Annotated in this window: 19 protein-coding genes; 8 read left to right on the top strand and 11 right to left on the bottom strand. The window is 42.1% G+C overall.

What is annotated here, in order from left to right; translation table 11 throughout:
* Positions 1-190 precede the first annotated feature (190 nt).
* Complete coding sequence (gene mepA, locus PAND9192_RS18435) at positions 191-1,027, top strand: penicillin-insensitive murein endopeptidase (RefSeq protein ID WP_234999219.1); 837 nt, start codon at positions 191-193, stop codon at positions 1,025-1,027.
* 129 nt (positions 1,028-1,156) lie between these two features.
* On the opposite strand, the gene PAND9192_RS18430 is transcribed toward mepA, so the two are convergent.
* Both PAND9192_RS18430 and trhP read right to left on the bottom strand, forming a co-directional pair.
* On the bottom strand, positions 1,157-1,411 hold the full coding sequence (locus PAND9192_RS18430; RefSeq protein ID WP_087821855.1) for a YfhL family 4Fe-4S dicluster ferredoxin: 255 nt from the start codon (positions 1,409-1,411) through the stop codon (positions 1,157-1,159).
* 5 nt (positions 1,412-1,416) lie between these two features.
* Positions 1,417-2,808, bottom strand: coding sequence for a prephenate-dependent tRNA uridine(34) hydroxylase TrhP (gene trhP, locus PAND9192_RS18425; RefSeq protein ID WP_087854920.1), 1,392 nt, complete (start codon positions 2,806-2,808; stop codon positions 1,417-1,419).
* Positions 2,809-3,120: 312 nt separating this feature from the next.
* Here trhP and PAND9192_RS18420 point away from each other — a divergent pair, with 312 nt between their 5' ends.
* Complete coding sequence (locus PAND9192_RS18420) at positions 3,121-4,494, top strand: permease (RefSeq protein ID WP_087854919.1); 1,374 nt, start codon at positions 3,121-3,123, stop codon at positions 4,492-4,494.
* A 113-nt stretch (positions 4,495-4,607) separates the two neighbouring features.
* On the opposite strand, the gene rdgC is transcribed toward PAND9192_RS18420, so the two are convergent.
* The 3 genes from rdgC to PAND9192_RS18405 form a co-directional block, all read right to left on the bottom strand.
* On the bottom strand, positions 4,608-5,519 hold the full coding sequence (rdgC, locus tag PAND9192_RS18415) for a recombination-associated protein RdgC (RefSeq protein ID WP_174545296.1): 912 nt from the start codon (positions 5,517-5,519) through the stop codon (positions 4,608-4,610).
* Positions 5,520-5,625: 106 nt separating this feature from the next.
* On the bottom strand, positions 5,626-6,852 hold the full coding sequence (locus tag PAND9192_RS18410) for an NAD(P)/FAD-dependent oxidoreductase (RefSeq protein ID WP_087854918.1): 1,227 nt from the start codon (positions 6,850-6,852) through the stop codon (positions 5,626-5,628).
* Positions 6,853-7,106: 254 nt separating this feature from the next.
* Positions 7,107-7,592: a VOC family protein gene (locus PAND9192_RS18405; RefSeq protein WP_060998944.1), complete on the bottom strand. Its 486-nt coding sequence runs from the start codon at positions 7,590-7,592 to the stop codon at positions 7,107-7,109.
* A gap of 209 nt (positions 7,593-7,801) precedes the next feature.
* On the opposite strand from PAND9192_RS18405, the gene PAND9192_RS18400 reads away from it, so the two are divergent.
* From PAND9192_RS18400 to PAND9192_RS18380, 5 genes are all read left to right on the top strand, one after another.
* Positions 7,802-9,034 (top strand): exonuclease SbcCD subunit D C-terminal domain-containing protein, encoded by a 1,233-nt coding sequence (locus PAND9192_RS18400; protein WP_087854917.1) that lies wholly within the window; start codon positions 7,802-7,804, stop codon positions 9,032-9,034.
* Between the two features lie 17 nt (positions 9,035-9,051).
* Positions 9,052-12,849, top strand: coding sequence for an AAA family ATPase (locus PAND9192_RS18395; RefSeq protein ID WP_087854916.1), 3,798 nt, complete (start codon positions 9,052-9,054; stop codon positions 12,847-12,849).
* Positions 12,850-13,027: 178 nt separating this feature from the next.
* Positions 13,028-13,717, top strand: a complete 690-nt coding sequence (gene phoB, locus PAND9192_RS18390) for a phosphate regulon transcriptional regulator PhoB (protein WP_060998951.1) — start codon at positions 13,028-13,030, stop codon at positions 13,715-13,717.
* 153 nt (positions 13,718-13,870) lie between these two features.
* The gene (gene phoR, locus PAND9192_RS18385) at positions 13,871-15,202 is read left to right on the top strand and encodes a phosphate regulon sensor histidine kinase PhoR (protein ID WP_087854915.1); all 1,332 of its coding nucleotides are present in this window, start codon (positions 13,871-13,873) and stop codon (positions 15,200-15,202) included.
* A gap of 27 nt (positions 15,203-15,229) precedes the next feature.
* Positions 15,230-16,240, top strand: a complete 1,011-nt coding sequence (locus tag PAND9192_RS18380) for a PstS family phosphate ABC transporter substrate-binding protein (RefSeq protein WP_087854929.1) — start codon at positions 15,230-15,232, stop codon at positions 16,238-16,240.
* Positions 16,241-16,302: 62 nt separating this feature from the next.
* Here PAND9192_RS18380 and PAND9192_RS18375 read toward each other — a convergent pair whose 3' ends face one another.
* From PAND9192_RS18375 to PAND9192_RS18350, 6 genes are all read right to left on the bottom strand, one after another.
* On the bottom strand, positions 16,303-16,512 hold the full coding sequence (locus PAND9192_RS18375; protein WP_045037153.1) for a BrnA antitoxin family protein: 210 nt from the start codon (positions 16,510-16,512) through the stop codon (positions 16,303-16,305).
* Positions 16,505-16,801, bottom strand: a complete 297-nt coding sequence (locus tag PAND9192_RS18370) for a BrnT family toxin (protein WP_087854914.1) — start codon at positions 16,799-16,801, stop codon at positions 16,505-16,507. The genes PAND9192_RS18375 and PAND9192_RS18370 overlap by 8 nt, the downstream gene beginning before the upstream one ends.
* 86 nt (positions 16,802-16,887) lie before the next feature.
* Complete coding sequence (locus PAND9192_RS18365; protein ID WP_087854913.1) at positions 16,888-17,139, bottom strand: hypothetical protein; 252 nt, start codon at positions 17,137-17,139, stop codon at positions 16,888-16,890.
* 370 nt (positions 17,140-17,509) lie between these two features.
* Positions 17,510-19,036, bottom strand: coding sequence for an exopolyphosphatase (gene ppx, locus PAND9192_RS18360; RefSeq protein WP_087854912.1), 1,527 nt, complete (start codon positions 19,034-19,036; stop codon positions 17,510-17,512).
* Positions 19,026-21,125, bottom strand: coding sequence for a polyphosphate kinase 1 (ppk1, locus tag PAND9192_RS18355; protein ID WP_087854911.1), 2,100 nt, complete (start codon positions 21,123-21,125; stop codon positions 19,026-19,028). The genes ppx and ppk1 overlap by 11 nt, the downstream gene beginning before the upstream one ends.
* A gap of 115 nt (positions 21,126-21,240) precedes the next feature.
* Complete coding sequence (locus PAND9192_RS18350; RefSeq protein WP_087854910.1) at positions 21,241-21,747, bottom strand: glycine cleavage system transcriptional repressor; 507 nt, start codon at positions 21,745-21,747, stop codon at positions 21,241-21,243.
* Between the two features lie 177 nt (positions 21,748-21,924).
* On the opposite strand from PAND9192_RS18350, the gene PAND9192_RS18345 reads away from it, so the two are divergent.
* Positions 21,925-24,153, top strand: a complete 2,229-nt coding sequence (locus tag PAND9192_RS18345; RefSeq protein WP_087854909.1) for an ABC transporter permease subunit — start codon at positions 21,925-21,927, stop codon at positions 24,151-24,153.
* Positions 24,154-24,162: the final 9 nt, after the last annotated feature.

Genomic DNA, 24,162 nt, shown 5'->3' with positions numbered 1-24,162 from the left:
GATAACTGGAATTGGTGCGTTTTTCTTTGTGTTTTTAAAAAGATAATCATGTGAAACAATTATTAATAAATGAATGAATAGTATTTTAAGTGATAAATACATAGATAGTGATATCTGTAGTGGCTTAATTTTGCATCATTAAAATGTTACGTTATTATTAATGCTACTAATGATAAAAAGGAAGAATAAAGTGTTAAGGAAGATAGCTACAGGCTTAATGCTTGTGTGCATAAGCCAAACTGTTATGGCGACACCGTGGGAGAAAGTGAAACAACCTAGTAGTGGCGATTCAAGTTCGATTGGCTCATATGCGAATGGTTGTCTTGCTGGTGGCGAAAATTTACCGTTGCAAGGTGATGGTTATCAAGTGATACGCTCTGAGCGTGGTCGTTATTTTGGTCATAGTGAAATGATTGTTTTTTTACAGCAATTGATGAAGCAATCACAGCAACTAAAAATTGGTAATGTGCTGGTAGGTGATATTGCTATGCCTCGAGGGGGACGTTTCTCGTCAGGCCATGCAAGCCACCAAACAGGGTTAGATGCCGATATTTGGTTACGAATACCGGAGAAACCGTTAACTCAGCAAGAGTTAAAAACGGTGTCGGCGCTGCCAATGGTAGATGTGAAAAACTACCAGATCATTGAAAAGAACTGGAGCAGTAAGCAAGCCCAATTAATTCAATTAGCTGCCAGTGATGATCGAGTTGCACGAATATTTGTTCATCCAGTGATCAAGCAACAGCTATGTAAAATCGAATGGAAACAGCGTGATTGGTTAAGTAAAGTGCGTCCTTGGTTTGGCCATTACTACCATTTTCATGTGCGATTAAATTGCCCTGAGGGGAGTACGACTTGTGAGCCACAAACGCCACCGCCAGCTGGTGATGGTTGCGGTACTGAACTTGCTTCATGGTCGCCAACGTACAAAGCACCAGTAACCACCAAACCGGTTACCGATGTTAAGCCGAAGCCAAAACCTAAAAAAGTATTACCACCAATGTGTAATATTGTATTGAAAAGCTAATCTTTGCTAGGTGCTAGGTGCTAGGTGCTAGGTGCTAGGTGCTAGGTGCTATTGGTTGATTAATAAATAAAAAAAAGCGCGGCCCAGTTAACTGAGCCGCGCTTTTTTTATACGGTTTATTATTGAAAACTAAGCAAGGCCTTGCAGGGTGACAAACTTTTCAAGCAGTTCATCATCAGACTCAACACGCTCAGGATCAGTAATAATGCAATTGGTAATAGGACAAACTGACTGGCAGGTTGGCTTATCATAGTGCCCTTTACATTCTGTGCAGCGATCAGGATCGATTTCGTAAAATTCATCGCCCATGGTGATTGCCTCATTAGGGCATTCAGGATCACACATATCACAGTTAATGCATTTAGTTGTAATGAGCAGTGCCATAGTGCTTATTTACCGTCTTTTTTAGGTGCGTGTGGGTTACGAGTATCTTCACCGTTACTTAAATTACGCATTAATAGACCAAAATCGAGATCCATATCTGATGGCATAGGAATAAACACAAAGTGGCCATTACCTTTGGCATCATCAATCACTTCTGATTTACGGTTTTCCATGGTTTCAAGTTTGAAAATAACGTTACCGTTTGGTGTCATTACTTCAAGGCTATCGCCAACAACGAATTTATTTTTCACTTCAACTTCAGCAAATTCGCCACGACGTACGCCTGTGAATTCACCCACAAATTGTTGGGTTTCTGAAATTGAGTAACCGTAGTCATAATTCTGGTAAGCATCATGGGTGTGGCGACGAAGGAAACCTTCAGTATAGCCACGGTGTGCTAGACTTTCTAATGTGCCAAGTAATGAATCATCAAATGGCTTGCCTGCAACTGCGTCATCAATCGCTTTACGGTAAACTTGCGCAGTACGTGCACAGTAGTAGAACGATTTAGTACGACCTTCAATTTTTAATGAATGCACCCCCATTTTGGTTAGGCGCTCAACATGCTGTACCGCACGAAGATCTTTAGAGTTCATGATGTAAGTACCATGCTCATCTTCAAACGCCGCCATTTTTTCTTCTGGACGGTGAGATTCACTCAGTAATACTACGTCATCAATTGGCTTACCAAGACCAAGTGTATTGCTAGGACGCTCTTCAATCTCTTGAATTTGAATCGCATCTTGTGTTTCAACGATTTGACCTGCATCGTTTTCAACGGCTTTTTCTACTTTGTATTCCCAACGACATGAGTTCGTGCATGTACCTTGGTTTGGGTCGCGTTTGTTGATGTAGCCAGATAACAAACAACGGCCAGAATATGCCATGCAAAGTGCGCCGTGAACAAAGATTTCTAGTTCAGTATCAGGGCAATGCTCACGAATTTCTTCGATCTCTTCTAGTGATAGCTCACGCGACAGAATCACACGCTCAACGCCTTGGCTAGCCCAGAATTTAACGGTTGCCCAGTTAACTGCGTTAGCTTGTACTGAAAGGTGAATTACTACTTCAGGAAATGCTTCACGAACCATCATGATTAAACCAGGATCTGACATGATAAGCGCATCAGGACCCATATCTACAATTGGTTTTAAATCACGAATAAAGGTTTTAAGTTTTGAGTTATGCGGTTGAATATTACAAACCACATACAGCTTTTTACCTTGTGCATGCGCTTCATCGATACCAATTTTCAGGTTATCTAGATTAAATTCATTGTTACGAACACGAAGGCTGTAACGAGGTTGGCCTGCATAGACAGCATCTGCACCATAGGCAAAGGCATAACGCATGTTTTTAAGGCTACCGGCTGGAGATAGTAATTCTGGTTTAAACATTGTTCAGTTCTCTTAGATGTCTGATTCCAAATCAGCCTATAACACCTGGTGCTATAGGGAGGAGGCGAGATTCTACGTTTTTCATTCTCACATTACCAATTTTCTTAATCATTATCACGTATGAAAAATCAGCACTATTGCAAATCAGGGTATATATTCAATTAGCGTAATTTAGTTAAGTTAGATATAGATGCATTAAAATACATACTTATTATGCATTTAATACAGAGTTTATATTTTAGGGCACTATAGCGTTTATAGGCACAATATTGTCGCTAGTGAGTGGCGGCATACATCAAGAAGGTAGTTATGATGGGTCATGATATTAGTGGGTTAGTTATCCACGTGTTTTCAACCTTTGGTAATATGATTTGGCAAATATTCTGGCCGTTGGCATTTGGTTTAATATTGTCATCATGGATCCGCAATTTAATACCGGTTTCAAGTGTGGTTAAACACCTAGGTAAAACAACCCCTGTAAGCCTCGGTTTCACTACGTTTTTAGGGATGGTGTCGTCATCGTGTTCTTATGCGGCGGCGTCGTTATCTCATACTCTCTTAGTAAAAAAATCCACTGTTGCTAATGCAATGGCATTTTTGGTTTCAAGTACTAACTTGATTGTTGAAATGTTCATTGTCTTAGTTGCATTAATGGGCTGGACATTTTTATGGGGTGAAGTGATTGGTGGTTTGATTTTAATTGCCACGGTTGGATTTTTATTTAGTCGCTTTTTCCCACAAGATGTCGAACAAGAATTACGTCAGCACTTAGAAGATGCGCAGCCACAAAAAGCCAGTTGTGGTATGGATATGTCTGAAATGAGTGGTGATCATAGTGATTGCGGCATGGATATGTCTAAGATGAAGTCTGATGACAGTGATTGCGGCATGGATATGTCAAAGATGAAGTCTGACGACAGTGATTGTGGCATGGATATGTCTAAGATGAAGTCTGATGACAGTGATTGCGGCATGGATATGTCAAAGATGAAGTCTAATGACAGTGATTGTGGCATGGATATGTCAAAGATGAAGTCTGACGACAGTGATTGCGGCATGGATATGGCAGCTAAACCTCAATCTGCCACTATGGAAAAAATCACTAAATCTGCGGGTTTCTTCCAGATGGATATTGCCATGATTGGTAAAGAGATCCTTATTGGGGTAGTGGTATCTTCAATTCTTATTGCTTTGATGCCTCAAGACGGCTGGCGAGCATTGTTTATCAGTAATGATGCTGGCTTACCGGTATGGCTACACTCTTTCTTAGATGTGATTATCGGTATTTTTGTGGCGATGATTGCTTATGTATGTTCAGTCGGTAATCTGATTTTAGCTGCTGCATTGTGGCATGGTGGTATTTCATTTGGTGGTGTGATTGGTTTTATTTTATCGGATGTATTAACCATTCCAATGATCCGTGTTTATCAAAAATACTACGGTAAGCGTCCTGCTAAATGGATGGTTGGGTTGTTATTTGTAGCGATTTTATTTACTGGTTTATGTGTTGATGCGATCTTCAATGGCTTTGGTTGGGTAACAAGCGATCAAACCGTACGTGCATTAAATCAATCAGGTTTTGGTTTTAATATGACTACAGTGATGAACTTGATCTTTATTCCAGTTTCTATTTGGTATTACCGCTTAGGTAAAAAAGCCAATGCCGGCATGGGAATGAGCATGTAACGCCGATCAGCAAAAGAGCCGTAACGTAACTATAACTAATAGTACGCAACGGCTCTTGTTGTTATTCAAGCGATGCTTATATGACTTAAAGCCACATATTGAAAACTGAGGGATTAACCTTTATTTTCTAAGCCGCCGATAACATCAAATAGGTTAGGTAAAAAGGCAGAGAACTCACCGCCCATTAATGATAGGTCTGCATCAATACGCTGAGCCATATCTTCACGATCAATATCTTCGTTTTGATCTTTAATTTCATCTGAGAACTTAAGACGCTTAACACTCAAGTCGTCTGCTAGAATGAAGTCGATACGATCTTGCCAATTAAGCGCCAGTTTAGTGACCACTTTATTGGCTTCAATGTGCGCGAGAATTTCATCACAATTTAAATCTTGCTGCTTACAGCGGATCACGCCACCGTCTTCTTCAACAGCTTTAAATTCAGCTTCTTCACCAATGGTAAAACCTTGTGGTGATTGATTGCTGCGTACCCATTCTGTGAGGGTTAATGCCAATGGCTTTTCTGATACTACAGGTACGACAGGTAGGCTACCGATAGATTTACGTAATAACGCTAAAACATCTTCGGCTTTTTTGTAGCTACCCGCATCAACCACAATGTAGCCTAATTTAGGCATGATTAACGCGTACGTTTGATGTTGACGACTGAATGCGCGAGGCAATAAATCCATCACGATTTCATCTTTTAAGGTGTCTTTCTCAGTCTTTTTCAATTTACGACCAAGATCTTTTTCCTGCATTTCAACTTTGTTGTTCAATGATTCTTTGATCACTGATGCTGGCAGCATTTTTTCTTCTTTGCGCGCGCAAATTAAAATGTTGTCACCAGACACATGGGTAAACATATCGCCATGCTTACCCAGTGCGTGTGCCCAGCCAAACTTTTGAATGTCTTGGCTACCACACGGAGTAAAGCGGAATTCTTCCAGCTGTTTTTCTATTTGGTCTGCATTTAAGTCAATCTCACGCGTAAAACGGTAAGTCAGTATATTTTTAAACCACATCATGCTAGTCACGCTTCCTAGGGTAAACAGTTGGGGGCTTATATTAACCTAACCACTGCAAATTACTAAGTGACGTTTGTGATTGAGGTTGCAGATAGCGTAATTACTAGATATTAGGCTTAAAAATAGCTTTAAGACGCTTAGAGAGCATTAACCGAGAAACGGTAAACATGCCACTGATGGTTTTTTGGTGCAAACGGAAAATAGTATCGTAAACGCGGCGAATCAGCAGCCCATGTAATACAAATTTGCTTTCCATTTTTGAACCGGGAGCAAAAGAGCCAACTGCAAAATAGTGCCCAACAGCGACCACCATACCGCCATCTTTAAAGATAAAATCAGTCAGTGGTTTGCCATGTAAAAAACCACCAAGACTTTTGGCTAAATGTTCAGCTGCGCGATTAGCAGCCTGTGCTTTAGGGGGAACAAAACTACCATCGGGTTGTGGAATAGCGGCGCAATCACCAAGGGCAAAAATACAGTCATCAACGGTTGTGGTTAAATTCATATTAACTTCAATTTGATTGATACGGTTATAAGCTAAGCCGCCAATACCGTTGAGCCAATCAGGCGCTTTAATACCAGCGGCCCAAAATTGTACATCGGCATCAAGAGTACGATCATCACTGGTGATCATGCCTTTATTGGTAACTTCGCTAATGCGTGTTTGAAGTAATACATTAATGTTATTTTTCTCAAGCTGTTGCTGAACCTTACGCGACATTTTTTCAGGGCTATTGGGTAATACGCGATCTGCGGCTTCAATTAAATTAATTGTTAGCTGTGTACCATTATAACGCTGAAGTTTTCTACTGACTCTTTCAAGTTCAGCCGCTAGCTCAACTCCTGTAGCACCTGCTCCGACAATATTAACAGTGCGAGCATCGCCAGCTCGTAGGACGAAACTCATTTGATGCCATGCTTGGCGCGCTTGATTGGCTGAATCTAAAAAGATGCAATGGTCTTGAGCACCTGGAGTATTAAAGTCATTACTTACCGCACCAATGGCGATAATTAAATAATCATAATCGAGTTCATAGTTAATGTTATCGGCACTACCACAGACAGAAATGGTTTTATTATCGCGGTTGATATCAGTCATAGATGCTTGGTAATGCTGATATCCGTGTCGCGCACCGTGAGTGAAATAACACACAGTATCAAGATCACTATCAAAAGTGCCTGCAGCTATCTCATGTAAGCGTGGCTTCCAGAAGTGGTGAGTTTCTGGTTCAACTAAAATGACACTATCTTCTTTTGTTGTTGTTTTATTTAGTAATGTGGATAGCTCAATACCTGCTGCGCCACCACCAACAATAACGATCCGTGACATATAAATTCCTCAAGTTATTATGAATTTTTTCATAATGAGTTAGTTATCACTATCGACATATCAACAAAAAACAAAAGCTACATTTATATTGAATACATTTAAGAGAAAGACGAAATGATAAGTATTAAAATTACTATTTAGTCTAGATTGAATAGTTACATTATGGGATTTTTATTGGTGGTGATTATGTCTTTAAGGGGGGAAGTTATTAAATTACAAGGATTGGCAGATACCAATCCCTGATATTAAAAAGATTATTCATACTTTGCAGAATAAGTCTCTTCATAAGTATGTGAGTAAAGCTCAAATAGGTTACCAAACGGGTCTTCTAAATAAACCATTTGTGAGGTGTTGTTTTCATCTTCAGGATGGTAACGCATGATATCCATACGAACTTTACCACCATATTGTTCAGTTCGAGCAATAACACCATGAAAATCATCGGTTTGAAGGCAAAAGTGGAAAATACCAATGCGAGAAAAATCAACCTCATGACGCTGCTGACGGTTTTTCATTTCAAACAGTTCAAAACCGATACCATCTTGGGTTAATAAATGGGCAATATTGAAACCTTCAAAGCCTTCGCCAAAGACAGCAATACACATTCTACCAATTGCGGTTTCACGCTCTTCTGTCACTTTGGTATTACCCATAACTACATCAAGACCAAGCGCTTTGGTATAAAACTCAACCGCGGTATCCATATCGCCAACCATGATGCCTACGTGATTCATTTTCATAATTTACCTTCGATACTGATTAGTAAGTAGTTATGTTTCGTTGGAGTAATACTATACGGCATTTCAAATAACGTAAAATTATCAATTTTTATTAAAATAATAATGTTTTGTTATGATGAGAGAATGTAAGCCATCAAATCTCTGTGTAGTTACTGGTTGACACGGTACAATCTGATGATTATTTCTGGCTTGGTAGTGTTATTTCTATTATGAAAATTATCCATACATCTGATTGGCATCTTGGTCATCAATTACATGGCTATAGTCGTGCAACTGAACATCAAGCATTTTTAGACTGGCTTGCTGATACACTTGAGCAGCAACAAGCGGATGCTTTATTAGTGGCGGGTGATATTTTTGATACTGCCAATCCTGCCGCCAGTGCATGGGAAATGTTATATCGATTCTTAGCCCGACTAGCCAAAACTCTGCCTAATCTTGATGTGGTAATGATCGGTGGTAACCACGATTCACCAAGTAAACTCGATGCGCCACAAGCATTATTAAAAGCCTTTGATTTGCACTTAGTTGGCGGTATTCATCGCTTAGCTAATGGCGAGTTAGATTGCGAACGGATGTTAATACCATTAACCAACGCTGCAGGAGAGCAAGCAGCATGGGTGCTGGCAGTACCATTTTTACGTAGCGCTGATTTACGTACTGAAAACTTAGCTGAAACCGATGATCGATTGATTAAAGGGGTTGAAGTGTTATATGCCGAAATGACAGCAGCAGCCCGTGAACGTAAACAGCCGCAGCAAGCGTTAATCGGTATGGGTCATGCGTATATGGCGTCAGGGCTGATATCTGAAATGTCAGAACGACGAGTATTAGGTGGTAATCAGCATGCATTACCTGCAACTATTTTTGCCGATGATGTCAGCTATGTTGCCCTTGGTCATTTGCATTTAGCTCAGAAAGTTGCCAAGCAAGAACATGTGCGTTATTGCGGCTCCCCAATTCCGTTATCAATGGCTGAGCGTAATTACAGTCATCAAATCGTGGTGGTTGAATTAGACGGTGCTGAAGTTACCAAGATAGAGCCGATCACTATTCCGCGTAGTGTTGATATGCTAAAAGTTCCTGCTAAAGCAGCCCCACTAGATGAGGTGTTAGTGGCGCTTAAAGCTTTGTCTGATGATGAATTGCCGCGTGAGCAACAACCGTTTTTAGAAGTCCACGTCTTACTTGATAAACCACAAGCTTTGCTGCGTGAAAAAGTGTTGCAAGCTTTAGAAGGTAAATCAGTACGATTAGCCAAGATTACTCCCCATTATAAGCATGACGAACAGCAACATGGCTTGCAGCATCAACGTTTATCTGAGGTGTCACCGCAACAAGTATTTTCCCTTAGTTGGGCTAAAAAATACGCCGGTGAGCCTGATGCTGAGATGAGTGCCGCCTTTGAAAGTTTATTAGCGCAAGTTGAAGAACAACAATAATAATAGGAAGTAATACCATGAGAATTCTTGCACTGCGCGGTGAAAATTTAGCCAGTCTACAAACCAAATTTGAGATTGATTTTGCTGGTGGCCGCTTAGCGGATGCGGGCTTATTTGCAATCACAGGTAAAACTGGTGCGGGTAAATCAACCTTACTCGATGCGATTTGTTTAGCGTTATATGATCGTATTCCACGGCTGCAATCAAATAAAAAAAATGATGCCGAAATTGGACGTGATAGCGATGAGAATCGCATTAAAGCCAATGATGTTCGCAGTATTTTATCGCGCGGTAAAGCCGATGGTTTTGCTGAGGTCGACTTTATAGCTAATGATGGCTCGCAGTGGCGTAGCCATTGGCAAGTGCGTCGTGCGCGTGGTCGTGCGGAAGGTAAAATGCAAGCGGCAGAGCAGTGGCTTGAAAACCTAGAAACAGGGCAGCGTTTCGCGGGTAAAAAACAAGAATTACAAGCTGAAATTGAACGCTTAATCGGGCTTAGTTTTGATCAGTTTCGACGTGCAGTGATGTTACCCCAAGGTGAGTTTGCCGCTTTTTTAAAAGCCGGTGCCGATGAGCGTGCGACCTTATTAGAGCGCATGACTGGCGGTGAGATCTACGGTCGATTATCGATTGCAGCCCATGAACGAGCTAAAGATGAAAAACTCAAACTGACTCAGTTACAAGCGAAATTGGGTGACATTGCATTGTTGACTGATGAAGAGCAGCAATTGTTAACCAGCCAATTGGCGACGACACGTGAGCAAGTTAATCGTCAGCAACAACAGTTAGAGCAATTAAAGCACCATCAAGATGTGATAGTTAATGCTGCCAAACTCACTCAACGCAGTGCTGAAAGTGAGCAACAGTTGTCGCAAGCTAAGCAGGCGCAACAGTTGGCTGAGCCGCGTTATGTACAACTCAAAAAATATGAACAAGCATTGCCTGCTCGTGGTGATTTCACATTATTAGCACAAGCTAAACAGCAAGTAAGCAAATGGCAACAAACGCTGCAATCGACTACCACAGAGTTAACAGCTAAGCAGCACCAGCAACAGTTATTGCAAGATAATGTTCAGCAAAGCCAGCACCAATTGGCGCAAACACAACAGGCGTTAACCGAGCTTGAACCGAAGCTAAAGCAAGCGGCAAGCATTGAACAACAACGCGCTGGTCTACAGCAGCAAAGTGTTGAGTTACAACAGCAATTAGCAGAGTTAAATAACCAGTTAACGGCGCAACGTCAGCAATTGGCGAGTCAGCTGCAACAGCAACAGCTCGCTCAATCTCAGTTGCAACAGCTAACGGAGACATTGTCGCAAACTCAAGCAGTAAAAGCCTTGGCTGAACAGCAAAATGCGATCAAAGATAACCTTAACCAGTATCAACAAGCACAAAGTCAAATTGGGCAGTTGCAAACAGATATTAAGCAACGTCAAACAACATTAGCAACAATTACTCAGCAGCAGACTGAGCTTGATCAACAGCTATCAGCCTTGGATCAGCGCCAGCAGCAATTAACCCAGCAAACTTCAGCTCACGATCTAGCAGCGTTAGAGCAGCTCCAAGATCAACAGCGCCAACACTATGGCGCTTATCAGCAATTAAGTAGCTTACTTAAAGAGAGTTTATTTGGGCTTGATAAATGGCATGGCGTGCTGCAACAGCGGGATAAATTTCAGCTGCAACTGCAAGGATTAGTCTCTCATATTGCTAGTTGTGAGCAACGCTTAACGGCATTAATGCCCCAATTATTGCAATTGAATGCGCAGCATAAAGAAGTCGAATTACAGCTTAACCAAAGTCGCGCAGTGATGAGTTTAACTGATTATCGTGAGCAGTTAATTGAAGGTGAACCGTGCCCATTATGTGGCTCTAAAGAGCATCCTTATCAGCAGCATAATCCGCAAGTTGAAACCATTATTAGTCAGCAGCAACAGCGACTACAACAATTAGCGCAACAGTTGCAAGATGCTCACGCCGAACAACGACAGTTAACCCAATCTGTTGCTCAAGACAAGCAACGTCAAACTGAGCTTGAGCAAGATATTGCTGGCTTTAACAACAGCATTGAAACGTTAGTTAAGCAACAGCAATGTCAGTGGACAGATTTAATGGCAGCCGATCTCAATGCCATTACTTTGGCAGAGATTATGTTAGCCACTGACAGCGATGTCGCTCAGCTTGCGCATTATCAAGCTAGCTGGTCACAAGCGTTGGAAGATGCGGCAACCCAAATGCAACAGATCAAAGTGCAGGGTGAACAACGTAAATCTCTGATTGAAAATGTTAAGCAACAGCAGCAGCAGTTGCAGCAATTAATCCAGCAACAGACTGAACATAAAGATCAATGTCATTTGTTAACCCAACAGCAAACGCAAGCGCAAGAGCAGCTTAATGCCTTTAGTGCGCAAGTTAGCAGCCTGCAAAACCTGGTCGACGAAAGACAACAGGCGTTAATGGCAATTTATGGCAATGACCGTTGGCTTACAGGGTTAGCACAGCAAGGTAAAGCGGGCTTTATTGCCGATTTAGAACGCCAAATTGAGCACTATCAAGCCAATGTTGAACAACAGCAACAGCTTGAGAAACAACTTATTGAGCTGGCTCCAGCATTAGCAACTTTGACCAATAGTGTTCAACATGGAGATCAACAAGCCACTGAGATCGGGGCAAAAGTCACGCGTCTGGTTGAAGAACAACAAGCTTGTTGGCAACAGCGAATTGTACTAATTGGTGAAGCGCCGTTAGCAACCATTGAGCGTAAAGCTAAAGATGATGTTGAAGTGCAGCAACAACAATGCCAACAACGACAAACCCAATTAAACCAATTGGCCGAAATAATTGCCGCTGAACTCGCAAAACAGCATCATGCGACCCAGCAGCTAGCCGAATTTGAAACGGCACGACAACAGTTGCAACAATTGTGGCAAGCATGGTTAGAAAAACTGGCGTTAACCGATGCTGAATTAACTGCGTTGTTAAGTCATGATGAGACATGGTTACAACAGCTGCGCAACGAGTTAAAACAGCTAGAGCAAGCGGTGTCTCAAGGCGAAACTATTGTTAAAGAACGCCACCAAGCCCAAGCAGATTTTGAGCCAACAGTTGAATTAGCTCAGCAGTGGTTTAGTGACCATGAGATGAGCGATGACGTTGCAATGCAACAGCAAATGTTAACGCAATGGCAAGCTGAAAAAGTACAATTAGATGATCAGGTATTCCAATTACGCCAACGTTTAGAGCAAGGCGAACAAGCACAGCAACAAGCGGGTGATCTTCGTAGTGCCTTAGCCGCTCAACAAACTCAAACTGAGTTATGGCTGCAAATGAATGAGTTAATTGGTTCAGCTACAGGTAATAAATTTAGAACCTTGGCCCAGGGCTTAACTCTGCAACAATTAGTGCTCGCTGCCAACGAACACCTGCAAGACTTAGCGCCACGTTATGCGTTGCAGCCAGTACCGGGAAGTCCATTAGCTTTGCAAGTTATCGACCATGATATGGGTGATGAAGTGCGCAGTGTTGAATCACTCTCCGGTGGTGAAAGTTTCTTGGTGTCGTTGTCATTAGCGCTAGCATTAGCTTCGCTGGCAGCAGATACTCGCCAATTAGGATCGCTGTTTATTGATGAAGGGTTTGGTACCCTCGATCCTGAAAGTTTAGAAATGGCATTAGCTTGTTTAGATGCGCTGCAAGCAGATGGACGCCAGATTGGTGTGATCTCGCACGTAGGCACATTAGTCGAGCGGATTGGAGTCCAAGTTGCGGTGGAAGCGATGGGGGGCGGTCGTAGTCAAATTGTCATTAAAGGGTAATAAGATTTACAGTAAGTGTTTGGTTATTTTTGTTGTAATATCAAATAATAAGCTTACTTTTTGCTGTTGTTATTGATTCTATTAAAACCAGCTTTCTCTGCAAAAGTCACAAAAGTGTCATAATTTACACACATAATGACGCATGTCAGAGAAAGCAACCGACTAGGTATATTTGATTATGGTAAGACGGATTCTTGTAGTAGAGGACGAAGCACCGATTCGTGAAATGCTGTGTTTTGTACTAGAGCAAAATGGATATCAGGCGATTGAAGCTGAAGATTACGATAGCGCATTAGAAAAAATGAGCGAACCGTATCCGGAGTTGATTTTAATGGATTGGATGTTACCTGGTGGTTCAGGTATTAATTTAATCAAACATTTAAAGCGTGATGAGTTGACCCGCCAAATTCCAGTGGTGATGTTAACTGCCCGTGGCGAAGAAGAAGATAAAGTACGTGGGTTAGAAGTGGGCGCGGATGATTACATCACAAAACCATTTTCACCTAAAGAGCTTATGGCACGTTTAAAAGCCGTGATGCGCCGTGCTTCGCCAACCGCTTTAGATGATGTAATTGACGTTCAAGGTTTGAAATTAGACCCTGTTTCACACCGCGTAACCTCAGCCGATGAGCCACTCGATATGGGGCCGACTGAATTTAAGATGCTGCACTTTTTTATGACTCACCAAGAGCGTGTTTATAGTCGCGAACAATTGCTCAACAATGTGTGGGGCACTAATGTGTATGTTGAAGATCGTACCGTTGATGTTCATATTCGTCGCTTACGTAAAGCACTTGAAAATGACGGTCACGATAAGATGATTCAAACGGTGCGCGGGGCGGGATACCGTTTTTCAACTCGAATGTAAGCATCACTTTTTGCACGCCTCTGCAGTGGCAAACTATTAACCTTTATTGTTATCGTGAGGCTTCGATAACAATAAAGGTTGTGTTGGTTTTATTGAATAGAAAAATAGCATAACGGAACCACAGTACTCCTCCGTTGCTGCTAGGAGTAACACATGGTGGAAAGGTTGACATGGAAAAGGCTGGTTGGGGAGCTGATATTATTTTATCTGCCTTGGCTCGTGCTTGGGGTTATTTTTGGCTATCTACCGTGGTTTTTATTAATTGCCACTTGGATTCAACTCGGCTGGCATTTTCATAATCAACTTAAAATGTCGAATTGGTTATGGAAAGATCGCAGCTTAACCCCGCCTTCAGGTTCTGGCAGTTGGGAACCACTGTTTAATGGTATCTACCGTTTACAACAACGTAATCGTCGTCGCCGTAAAGAACTGACTACCTTGATTCGCCGTTTCCGTAATGGTGCTGAATCGCTGCCCGATGCGGTGGTGGTGTTTCGCAGTGAAGGTAACATTGTTTGGTGTAATAAATTAGCCCAGCAATTATTAGGTTTACGTTGGCCTGATGATAGTGGTCAACCGATCAGTAATTTATTACGTAGCCCTGATTTTGTGCGCTACCTTTCTCGTCAAGTATTTGATACTCCATTAGAAATTACCTCGCCAATGAATTATGACCGTACTTTAGAGCTGCGGATCATGCGTTACACCGAGGGTGAATATCTGATGGCTGTACGCGATGTATCGCAGTTAAAACAACTGGAAGGCATGCGACGTAACTTTTTTGCCAATGTATCGCATGAATTACGCACACCAATGACAGTGTTACAAGGCTATCTTGAAATGGCGCAAGATCCTGAAATGCTAATGGGGCCGATGTGGGATCGTGCTCATGGCGTGATGACTGAACAATTGGCGCGCATGAATGCGTTGGTTGAGCAATTACTGACATTATCTAAAATTGAAGCGGCACCAACGATTGAACTGGAAGAAATTGTTGATGTGCCTGCAATGCTCGATATTTTAGAAAAAGAAGCAATTTCTCTTAGTGGTAATAAAAATCAGTCGTTTAAGTTTGATGTCGATAGCAGTTTAAAAGTATTAGGAGATGATGATCAACTCCGTAGTGCGATTTCAAACTTGGTTTATAACGCGGTTAAGCATACACCGAGTGATGCCGCTATTAATGTACGTTGGTATCGTTCATCAATGGGGCCACGATTAGAAGTTACTGACAGTGGTGAAGGTATTGCCGCGCAACATATTCATCGCTTAACTGAACGTTTTTATCGAGTAGATAAAGCTCGCTCGCGTGAAACTGGTGGTAGTGGGTTAGGGCTAGCGATTGTTAAACATGCGCTTAGTCACCATGATTCACACTTAGAAATTGACAGTGAACTCGATAAAGGCAGCACCTTTTCATTTACATTACCAAGTCGGTTAGTCGCTGATAGCGCGCGGCTTGATACCGTGGCTCATAATGAGTAATCACTTGGGTAAGGATACCTTATGTTAATGTCAGCGCTAACCAAAACCATCACTAGTGCGATCACTGGCGTGTGGTTATTGGGTTTATTTGCCGCTGAATCTGCTGCTGCGGCAACCAATACCGCTGCCGCGACCGCAGTAGATACCCACCTCCAGCCGTATCATAAAGTCAGTGGTATTTCGGGCAATTTATCGTCAGTCGGCTCAGATACCTTAGCTAACTTAATGACCTATTGGACCGAGGCATTTAAACGCCAATACCCGAACGTTAATATTCAAATTCAAACTTCAGGCTCATCAACCGCCCCGACAGCGCTGGTGGAAGCAACGGCACAATTAGGGCCGATGAGCCGCGAAATGAAAACCAAAGAAATTGAAGCATTTGAAAAAGAATACGGCTATAAACCGACCGCAATTAAAGTCGCGGTGGATGCATTAGCAGTGTTTGTCCATGAAGATAACCCGCTTAAAGGGATTAATTTCGAGCAGTTAGATGCGATATATTCACGCACTTTACGCTGTGGCGCTTTAGTGCCGATCACTCAGTGGGGGCAATTAGGTTTACCCAATAGTTGGCAGCAGCGTGACATTCAATTATTTGGTCGTAATTCAGTCTCTGGCACTTATGGCGACTTTAAAAAGCGCGCTTTATGCCGTGGTGATTTTCGTAATAACGTTAATGAACAACCGGGTTCTGCCTCAGTGGTACAGTCTGTTTCAACCTCATTAAATGCAATTGGCTATTCTGGGATTGGCTATAAAACCACCGGTATTCGTGCTATTCCCGTTGCCCGTGAAGGTACTGATTATATTGAGGCAACCGTTGAGAATTCGATCAATGGCAACTACCCATTGTCGCGTTATTTGTATTTGTATATTAACAAACACCCCAACAAAGCTTTAGCGCCGATGGAGCAAGAGTTTTTGCGCTTTATTCTATCGAGTGATGGGCAAAATATTGTGCAAAAAGATGGCTATATTCCATTACCAGTCGCGATCGTCAAAGAAAACATGGTCAAGTTGGGGCTGAAAGATTGAGGTGGGTGTTAAGTAGGTATCAAAAAGGTCGCTATATATGAGCGACCTTTTTTGTAATGATTTTACTGCCAATCCATGGTTAATTCTTTATTCTTTGATGCACAATCTTTTAAGTAAAGATTAATTAAGTTTTGGTATGGAATACCATTCTTTTCAGATAAATCTTTAAAGTAAGTCACCACATCATCATCGAGTCGAATAGTGATCTGTTTCTTTACTTTTTTCGCGTATGGATTAGCCATTGAGTTTGAAAAATCATATTGATCACGCATAACGAAACTCCTCATATTGTTTACGTTCTCGTTTTTCTGCTTTCCGAGCTGAAATAATTCGAATCCTTTCGTCATCACCTCGATAGCAATGACATACAACGAGAGTGTTATGGTTCTCACTCAATCCCATAATGATGAAGCGTTCTTCACCGTATGAGCTGTCAGGATCAGGTATTATACGAGCGCATTCATCACTAAAAACTGATTCAGCTTCTACAAAAGTAACGCCATGTTTTCGAGTATTAGTTTTCGCTTTATTCGGATTAGATAACTTATAATTATATTGCAACTACATTGTAGTTAAACTGTAGCAAATCACAAACTAACCTACAAATATCAAAATACCGCCACGATGGGCGGTATTTAACAGTATGTCTATTTATGCGTATTAATAAAGGGACCCATCTTAACAAGGGAGGCTTCATAAGGGCCTAATACAAAACCGCTTGGCTGTTTATATTTAAACCGCCAAATATGACCATCCCAAGTGAAGTCATCTTTTACTGCTTTTACATTATTTTGCAAATATCCTGCAGCTACCTCGTTATCAGAAAAAACATTAAAAACTCGAGCGGACATCCCAGACTCTCCAACTGAAATCCAATCACCAATCTTTACCGCCGCCATATATCCTTCCTCCTAGTGTATGAGTGAGATTACACACTGTATATGTAGACAGAGAAAGGGGTAATCAATAACACTATATTTTTTGTTTAAAACGACGGTATTTAACATATTGGATCTTATCGGCACTTCGTGATCGCACTTCATCTTCAGTTTGGATTATAAGGCTGGTTTTAAGATGTTTAAACCGCCAATAACAGCCAAAATACAGCATGGCGATGTTGTTAACGATGTTATTAAATTCAAAAATAGAGCCGTCACACAGATATCATTTAAAAACCCGCAAAAGTTGCTGTTTAGCTATCACAATCCTGCTTTAATTTATCGCCACTCGCCACTCGCCACTCGCCACTCGCCACTCGCCACTCGCCACTCACTCCGCAATCGTCAATTTCCAGCCAGCCTTATGCCAATATTGCTGCTCGGTAGCGAGATCGGCGGCAAGGAGAGTATTGGTTGCTAACCAATTAGCCGGAAACACTAACTGCCAGTGCTCATTATTGACGCTGACACTAATGGCTGGTTGAGGAGCAGTACTGCGTTGGCCATTGAGTGTCACCGCCAACCGTAATGCGCGAATTAGAGGATAGACTTGCTTACGTTTATAAATCGTTAAGGGGGGCATTTCATCTAGCTTTAAGCGCTTGCGTTGAAAACGGGCTAAGGTTGCTAGCAGTGTTTGTTGATCAACACTGAACCCTGGCATAGCGCTATAACGCAATATATAGGCTGAGTGACGATGAAAACCAGGGTAACTGATGCTGAGCCCAACCTCATGCAATAATGCTCCCCATGCCAATAGTGTGGTTAAGTTTGGGCCTTTATCTGTTGCTGGCAGTGGCAGTTGTGCATACAGTGCTAAGGCGGTGTTTTTTACCCGTTGGGCTTGGAGCATATCGATATTATATTGCTGCGCCATGGCTGTGGCTGTTTGGCTGCGAATATCACAATGACGAAAACGTTGTTCCATGTCATACAGTAATCCCTCCCGTAAGGCCGCATTGGAAAAATGGATGGCGGTAATATCCAGCGCCGAAAAAATCGCACTGACAATCGCTACTCCAGCAGCAAAAACGGGCTGACGCTCTGGGGTTAATCCGGCTAACACTAACTGCTGTTGATGCTTATAGCTGATCATCGTAGTGATTAATTGTTGTAATCGTGGTTGCGTGATCACGCCATCGTGATGACCTTGAGCTATTAATACGGCGCGAATGGCTTTAATGGTACCTGATGTGCCTAATACTTTTTGCCAACCAAGTTGTTTGTATTGATTAGCAATGGTTTCAAGCTTTTGGCGCGCGGCTAATTGTGCTGCGGCAAAATTAGCATGATTGAGTTTGCCATCACTGAAAAAGGTTTGATGGTAGCTCACACAGCCAATGTGTTTGCTGGCAACGATATCGGTTTCAAACCCTGAGCCAATCACTAACTCGGTACTACCGCCACCGACATCAATTACCAGTCTTTTGTCGTGTTCAGGCTCAGTATGTGCCACGCCTAAATAAATTAACCGCGCTTCTTCGGTTCCAGCAATGATTTCAATTGGGTAGGGAATAATAGCCTCGGCACGACCAATAAAAATATCGGCATTACGTGCTTGACGCAGGGTATAAGTCGCGGCAATACGAACATTTTCAGGGGCAAAACCATGCAGCCGTTCAGCGAACATGGTTAAACAGGCTAAACCACGTTCAATCGCAGCTTGGCTAAGGTTGTGTTGGCTATCAAGCCCTGATGCTAGTTGTAGCCGTTGTTTATAGCGTCCTATAATTTGCAGTCGCTGACCAATAACCCGCGCAATCACTAAATGAAAACTGTTTGAGCCAAGATCAAGCGCTGCAATGTGCCGTGGTGGTGGCGCATTGAAAGCTTGAATGGGGTGATTATCATTTAGCATGGTGTTGATGCTCCTTATGCGCGAGCTGTTGCGATTGTGCTTCTACACGAGTTAAATAGTTATAAATAGCAGTTTGAGAACGGATCTTAGGCCGTTTACCACGGCTGACATAACGATTGCTCAGCGCTGGGTCTATTACTCGCGCTTGCACGTTATCGGCTAACTGGAGTTTGGTGATAGCGATAATACGTTGTTTAAGCGCTGGCGATAAAATAGGGCAACCGACTTCAATACGGCGATCAATATTACGCTGCATCCAATCAGCTGAGGAAATAAATACTTTAGGGCTGCCATTGTTGGTAAAAATATATACCCGCGAATGCTCAAGAAAGCGATCAACAATACTAGTGATAGTAATGTTTTCACTGCGATGCGGAACATCAGCAATCAGGCTACACATACCGCGAATGATCAATTGGATTTTAACCCCATGTTGACTGGCTTGATAAAGTTTATCGATTAAGCCGTTATCAATTAAATTATTGAGCTTGAGTGTAATGCCAGCCGCACGCTGGTGTTGAGCGTGGTATATCTCAGTGTCAATCAGGGCATATAAACGCGCGCGCGCATTCATTGGCGATACGATTAAGTGGTTGAAACTGACTTTAGCCTTTGGATTTGCAAGGTAATCAAATAATTGTCGCACTTCTTGGGTAATGACACGTTGACGGGTAAATAATGAAAAATCAGTATAGATGCGCGCGGTTTGTTCGTTAAAGTTACCAGTACCAATATGAGCATAGTCGATAAGCTGTTGCTGCTCTTGGCGAGTAATCAAACATAATTTGGCATGAATTTTTACTTCAGTAACGCCAAATAACACCGTGATCCCTGCTGCGGTTAATTGCTGCGCCCAATCAATATTTGCCTGTTCATCAAACCGCGCCTGTAACTCGACCACCACCGTGACTTGCTTACCATTATTGGCTGCCATTATTAGGCTATCAATTATTCGTGATTGTTTCGCGAGCCGATAAATATTGATGCTAATGTGGCGTACTGCTGGATCTCGTGCCGCTTGATGGACAAAATCTAGCATATGCTCAAAGCTGTGATAGGGGTAATACAATAAAATATCTTGGGTAGTTATGGCGGCAAACACATTACTTGCCTGATTAAAGGCGGCACTGTTAATAGTCGGTAAAGGCGCATAATGAAGGTATTTATTGCCAATAGCAGGAAACGCGCTTAAATCATCAAGGTGTTGGCAATGCTCGCTCGCGATCAACGTATCGAAATCAGACAGTCTGAGCCTATTAGTTAATAATTGCAGCAGTGGCGCTGGCATGGTGTGTTGATACACTAACCGCAATGGCTTGGCCGTTAACCGTTGCTGTAAGTGGTGTGATAATTGGTGTAATACATCATGGTTGTTAGGTTTGAGCTCATAATTGGCATCGCGCGTGATTTTGATGCTATACACGCTCAGCTGCTCATAAGTGGTTTGAGCATCAGTAACAGTATCAATAACGTCATCAATATAGGCGCGAATAATATTCTCAACCAACATCAGTGAATATTGATGATTAGTTGATGGCAGCTGTAGCCACCGCGGTAAGGTGTTAGTGGGAATTTCAACCAGCACATAATCAATGCTTGCTGCACGAGTGATCATAACGATTAAGTAGGAACAATGATGATGTAAGCGCTTAATTAAGTCGACAGTGTCGGTTAATGGAATGAGCGTCAGCTGCGGCAAAATTGAGTGATGGAAATAGTGTTGTAGCCACTGCTGTTGCTCACAAGCTAGTGGCTGAAGATCATTAATCAGATAAATATGTCGTTGCGCCATCTCATTTAGCAGGGCGTTATAAATAGCATCAAAGTGTTGTTGGGCTTGTAAGCTTTGGTGTTGAATGCGATCTAATAATTGTTGCGCTGGTTGATGGTCGCCGTTGTGGTGTAATAGTTGGCGCTTAATTTTCGCGACCCGTACTTTGTAGAACTCATCAATATTATTGGCATAGATACCAATAAAACGTACGCGCTCAAGCAGCGGCACTGATTTGTCTGCTGCTTGTTGTAATACTCGTTGATTAAATGAAAGCCAGCTGAGTTCTTTATCAAGATAACGGTGGTTGGTAGTCATTTGATGTCAATATCCCTATTACTTCACAGCCATCAACGCGGAATATTGAAATAAATGGCATGGTAAAGCATGATGATTCGCGTTACATTGCCTTAGTGTATGCCATCTGATTGATTTAGCTAAGCGTTTCAATATCTATAGTTAGATCATCTGCTAACTGTTCCAGTTGTTGCTGAATCATATCTGTGTTTATTTCTGGTGGTGTGTGCAATTGAAATTCAGCCACAAAAATCGGATAGCCCCAATTAGGTGCGCTGCGAGTATCAGTTTTTAGTTTGGCAATATTGACCCCAAGCAGGGTTAAATGCTGAGTGACTTCTTTCACGATACCACGGCGATCATTACCGGTCACCGTCAGTTGCTGAGCAATATAAGGCACAGCTGTTTGAGTATGATCGTCGACGATATGAATGTGTAGATCTTCAATTGCGGTTAAGGCTTGGCGCAGTGTAATTACGTATTGTGCTGCTACCTCTATTTGTATTATGCCAGCAAACTGGCCACCGAGTTGACTCAGTGAACTGCTGACCCAATTAGCATGATTAAGATAGACGGTGTCAGATAACTGTTCTACAAGCCCAGGTTTATCTTTACCGATGATAGTTACAATCAGTTGTTTCATCACATCAATCCTTGTCGTTATAACACTATGATGGCACGTAAATAAAATGGTTGTTTTTTAATCATGGCTGCAAAATGTGATTTAGCCAACTCAAATAATAACCACAGTTATCGTTGTCATAAATCTGTCATAAAATAGCAATACACTTTTAAGCGTATAAATAGGTTAGAGGTCATAATGGCAAACGCCAGCACATTATTAAGCAAAAAGAATCGCTTTCGTCGCGCTAAAGATAAATTAGCTCGCGTAGGGGTAACAGCTGGTGGCATTTTTGTATTGATCACGTTAATGCTGATTTTCTTTTATTTGCTGTATGTGATTGTGCCTATTTTTTCTTCTGTTTCTGTAACGCCACAACAACAGTTCTCATTAGCTACGACGAATAACACCGCGTTATTAGGGGTCGATGACAGTAATACTATTGCTTATCGATTTAGTGATGATGGCAAAGTAACTTTCGTTAATTTACCGACTCAATCTCACTCCGCGCAAGTGGTTAAGCAGCAGACTATTATGGCTAACCCAAGTGCTTATGGTGTGAGTTTACCTCGTGATGGTATGGTTGCTTATGGCTCTTCAGCGGGCAAAGTAGTGGTGGTTAAAGCTGATTTTGCGCTTACCTTTGCTGCGGCACATAAACAGTTACAACCTAACATTGAGTTTCCTTTTGGTAACGTTCCATTAGCTGTCACACCTACTCATGAAGCGATTACTCAATTAGCGATTTCTGGTCGTGATGATCGTACCGTTATCGTGGCTAAAACCGCCAATAATCAGCTTTATGGTTTGAGTTTATTATTACCTGAAAATGTTGTTCAACGCGCGCAAGGTTGGCAACAACATCGGTTTAAGATTAATAATGCACCAGCAAAAATAGATGATTTGCAATTAACCCCTGATGGCAAAACACTGTATGTATTGAGTGGCTCAAATTTATATTTATATAAACTGACGGCTGAAACAGCTTTCTTACGCAAAATTGAAAATATTGCTACTGGCAGCAGCAAACCTGTGGCAATTACGTTGTTATCTGGTGCCAATTCATTATTAATTACCAACTCTAATAATACTATTTCACAGTGGTTTGAAGCGGTTAAGCAAGGCCAACGCCAGCTAATTAACGTCAGAACATTTCATTTTTCTGCCAGCCCGTTAGTTAAGATCGTGCCCGAATATTACCGTAAGGGTTTTTTTGCGATTCAAAAAGATGGCACCACGTCGGCCTATTACACTGCTGAGCGCAAGGTGATTTATAAAGAAAAAGTCTTTAATAAGGTACCGACTGACATCGCTATATCACCCAAGGCAAACTTGCTGGTGACACTAAATGATGACCACTGGCAGAGCTACCAAGTTAAAAATGCCCATCCTGATATTGGGCTATCATCACTGTTACAAAAAGTGTGGTATGAAGGCTATGCCGAGCCTGATTATGTGTGGCAATCAACCTCTGCCAGTGATGAATTTGAACCTAAATTAAGCTTAGTACCGATTGTATTTGGTACACTGAAAGCTGCCCTTTATTCGATGTTTTTTGCGATTCCATTAGCCCTTGCTGGCGCAATTTATACCGCTTACTTTATGTCAAATAAGGTTAGGAAGGTGATTAAACCTACGGTAGAACTTATGGAAGCGCTGCCGACGGTTATTTTGGGTTTTCTTGCTGGTGTATGGCTGGCGCCGATTGTTGAACAATATCTCGCAGGGATTGCGCTTGGAATGCTATTTTTACCGCTCAGTATTATTGTGGTCGGTTGGAGCTGGTCTATGCTGCCGGGGCAGTGGCGGTCACGGATCCCTCATGGTTTTCATATTGCGCTACTGATTCCAGTGATTGTTGCTGTCACTTATGGCTGCTTTGGTTTAAGTCCATGGATTGAAACCCAGTTTTTTAATGGCGATCTGCAAGGGTATCTCAATAATCACCTTGGGATTGGTTATGATCAACGTAATGCGCTGATTGTCGGCATAGCGATGGGGTTTGCAGTTATTCCGACTATTTTTACTATTGCTGAAGATGCTATTTTCTCGGTGCCAGTACACCTTACTAAAGGCTCGTTAGCGTTAGGTGCTACCCAATGGCAAACCCTAACCAAGGTGGTGTTATTGACCGCCAGCCCCGGTATATTTTCAGCCATTATGATGGGCTTAGGACGGGCAGTGGGTGAAACTATGATCGTGTTAATGGCAACCGGTAATACGCCGGTGATGGATTGGAATTTGCTAGAAGGGTTACGTACCTTAGCAGCAACCATCGCGATTGAAATGCCTGAATCAGAAGTGGGAAGCTCACATTATCGCGTGCTGTTCTTAGCGGCATTTGTGCTGTTTGTGTTTACCTTTGTATTTAATACGATTGCTGAAGTCGTTCGCCAACGATTACGCGAAAAATACAGTTCGTTATAATAAGTGATA

The sequence above is a fragment of the Photobacterium andalusiense genome (assembly GCF_900185625.1).
GTDB lineage: Bacteria > Pseudomonadota > Gammaproteobacteria > Enterobacterales > Vibrionaceae > Photobacterium > Photobacterium aquimaris.
The sequence above is the reverse complement of the archived record's forward strand: the minus strand, read 5'-3'. Positions and strand labels throughout refer to the sequence as shown.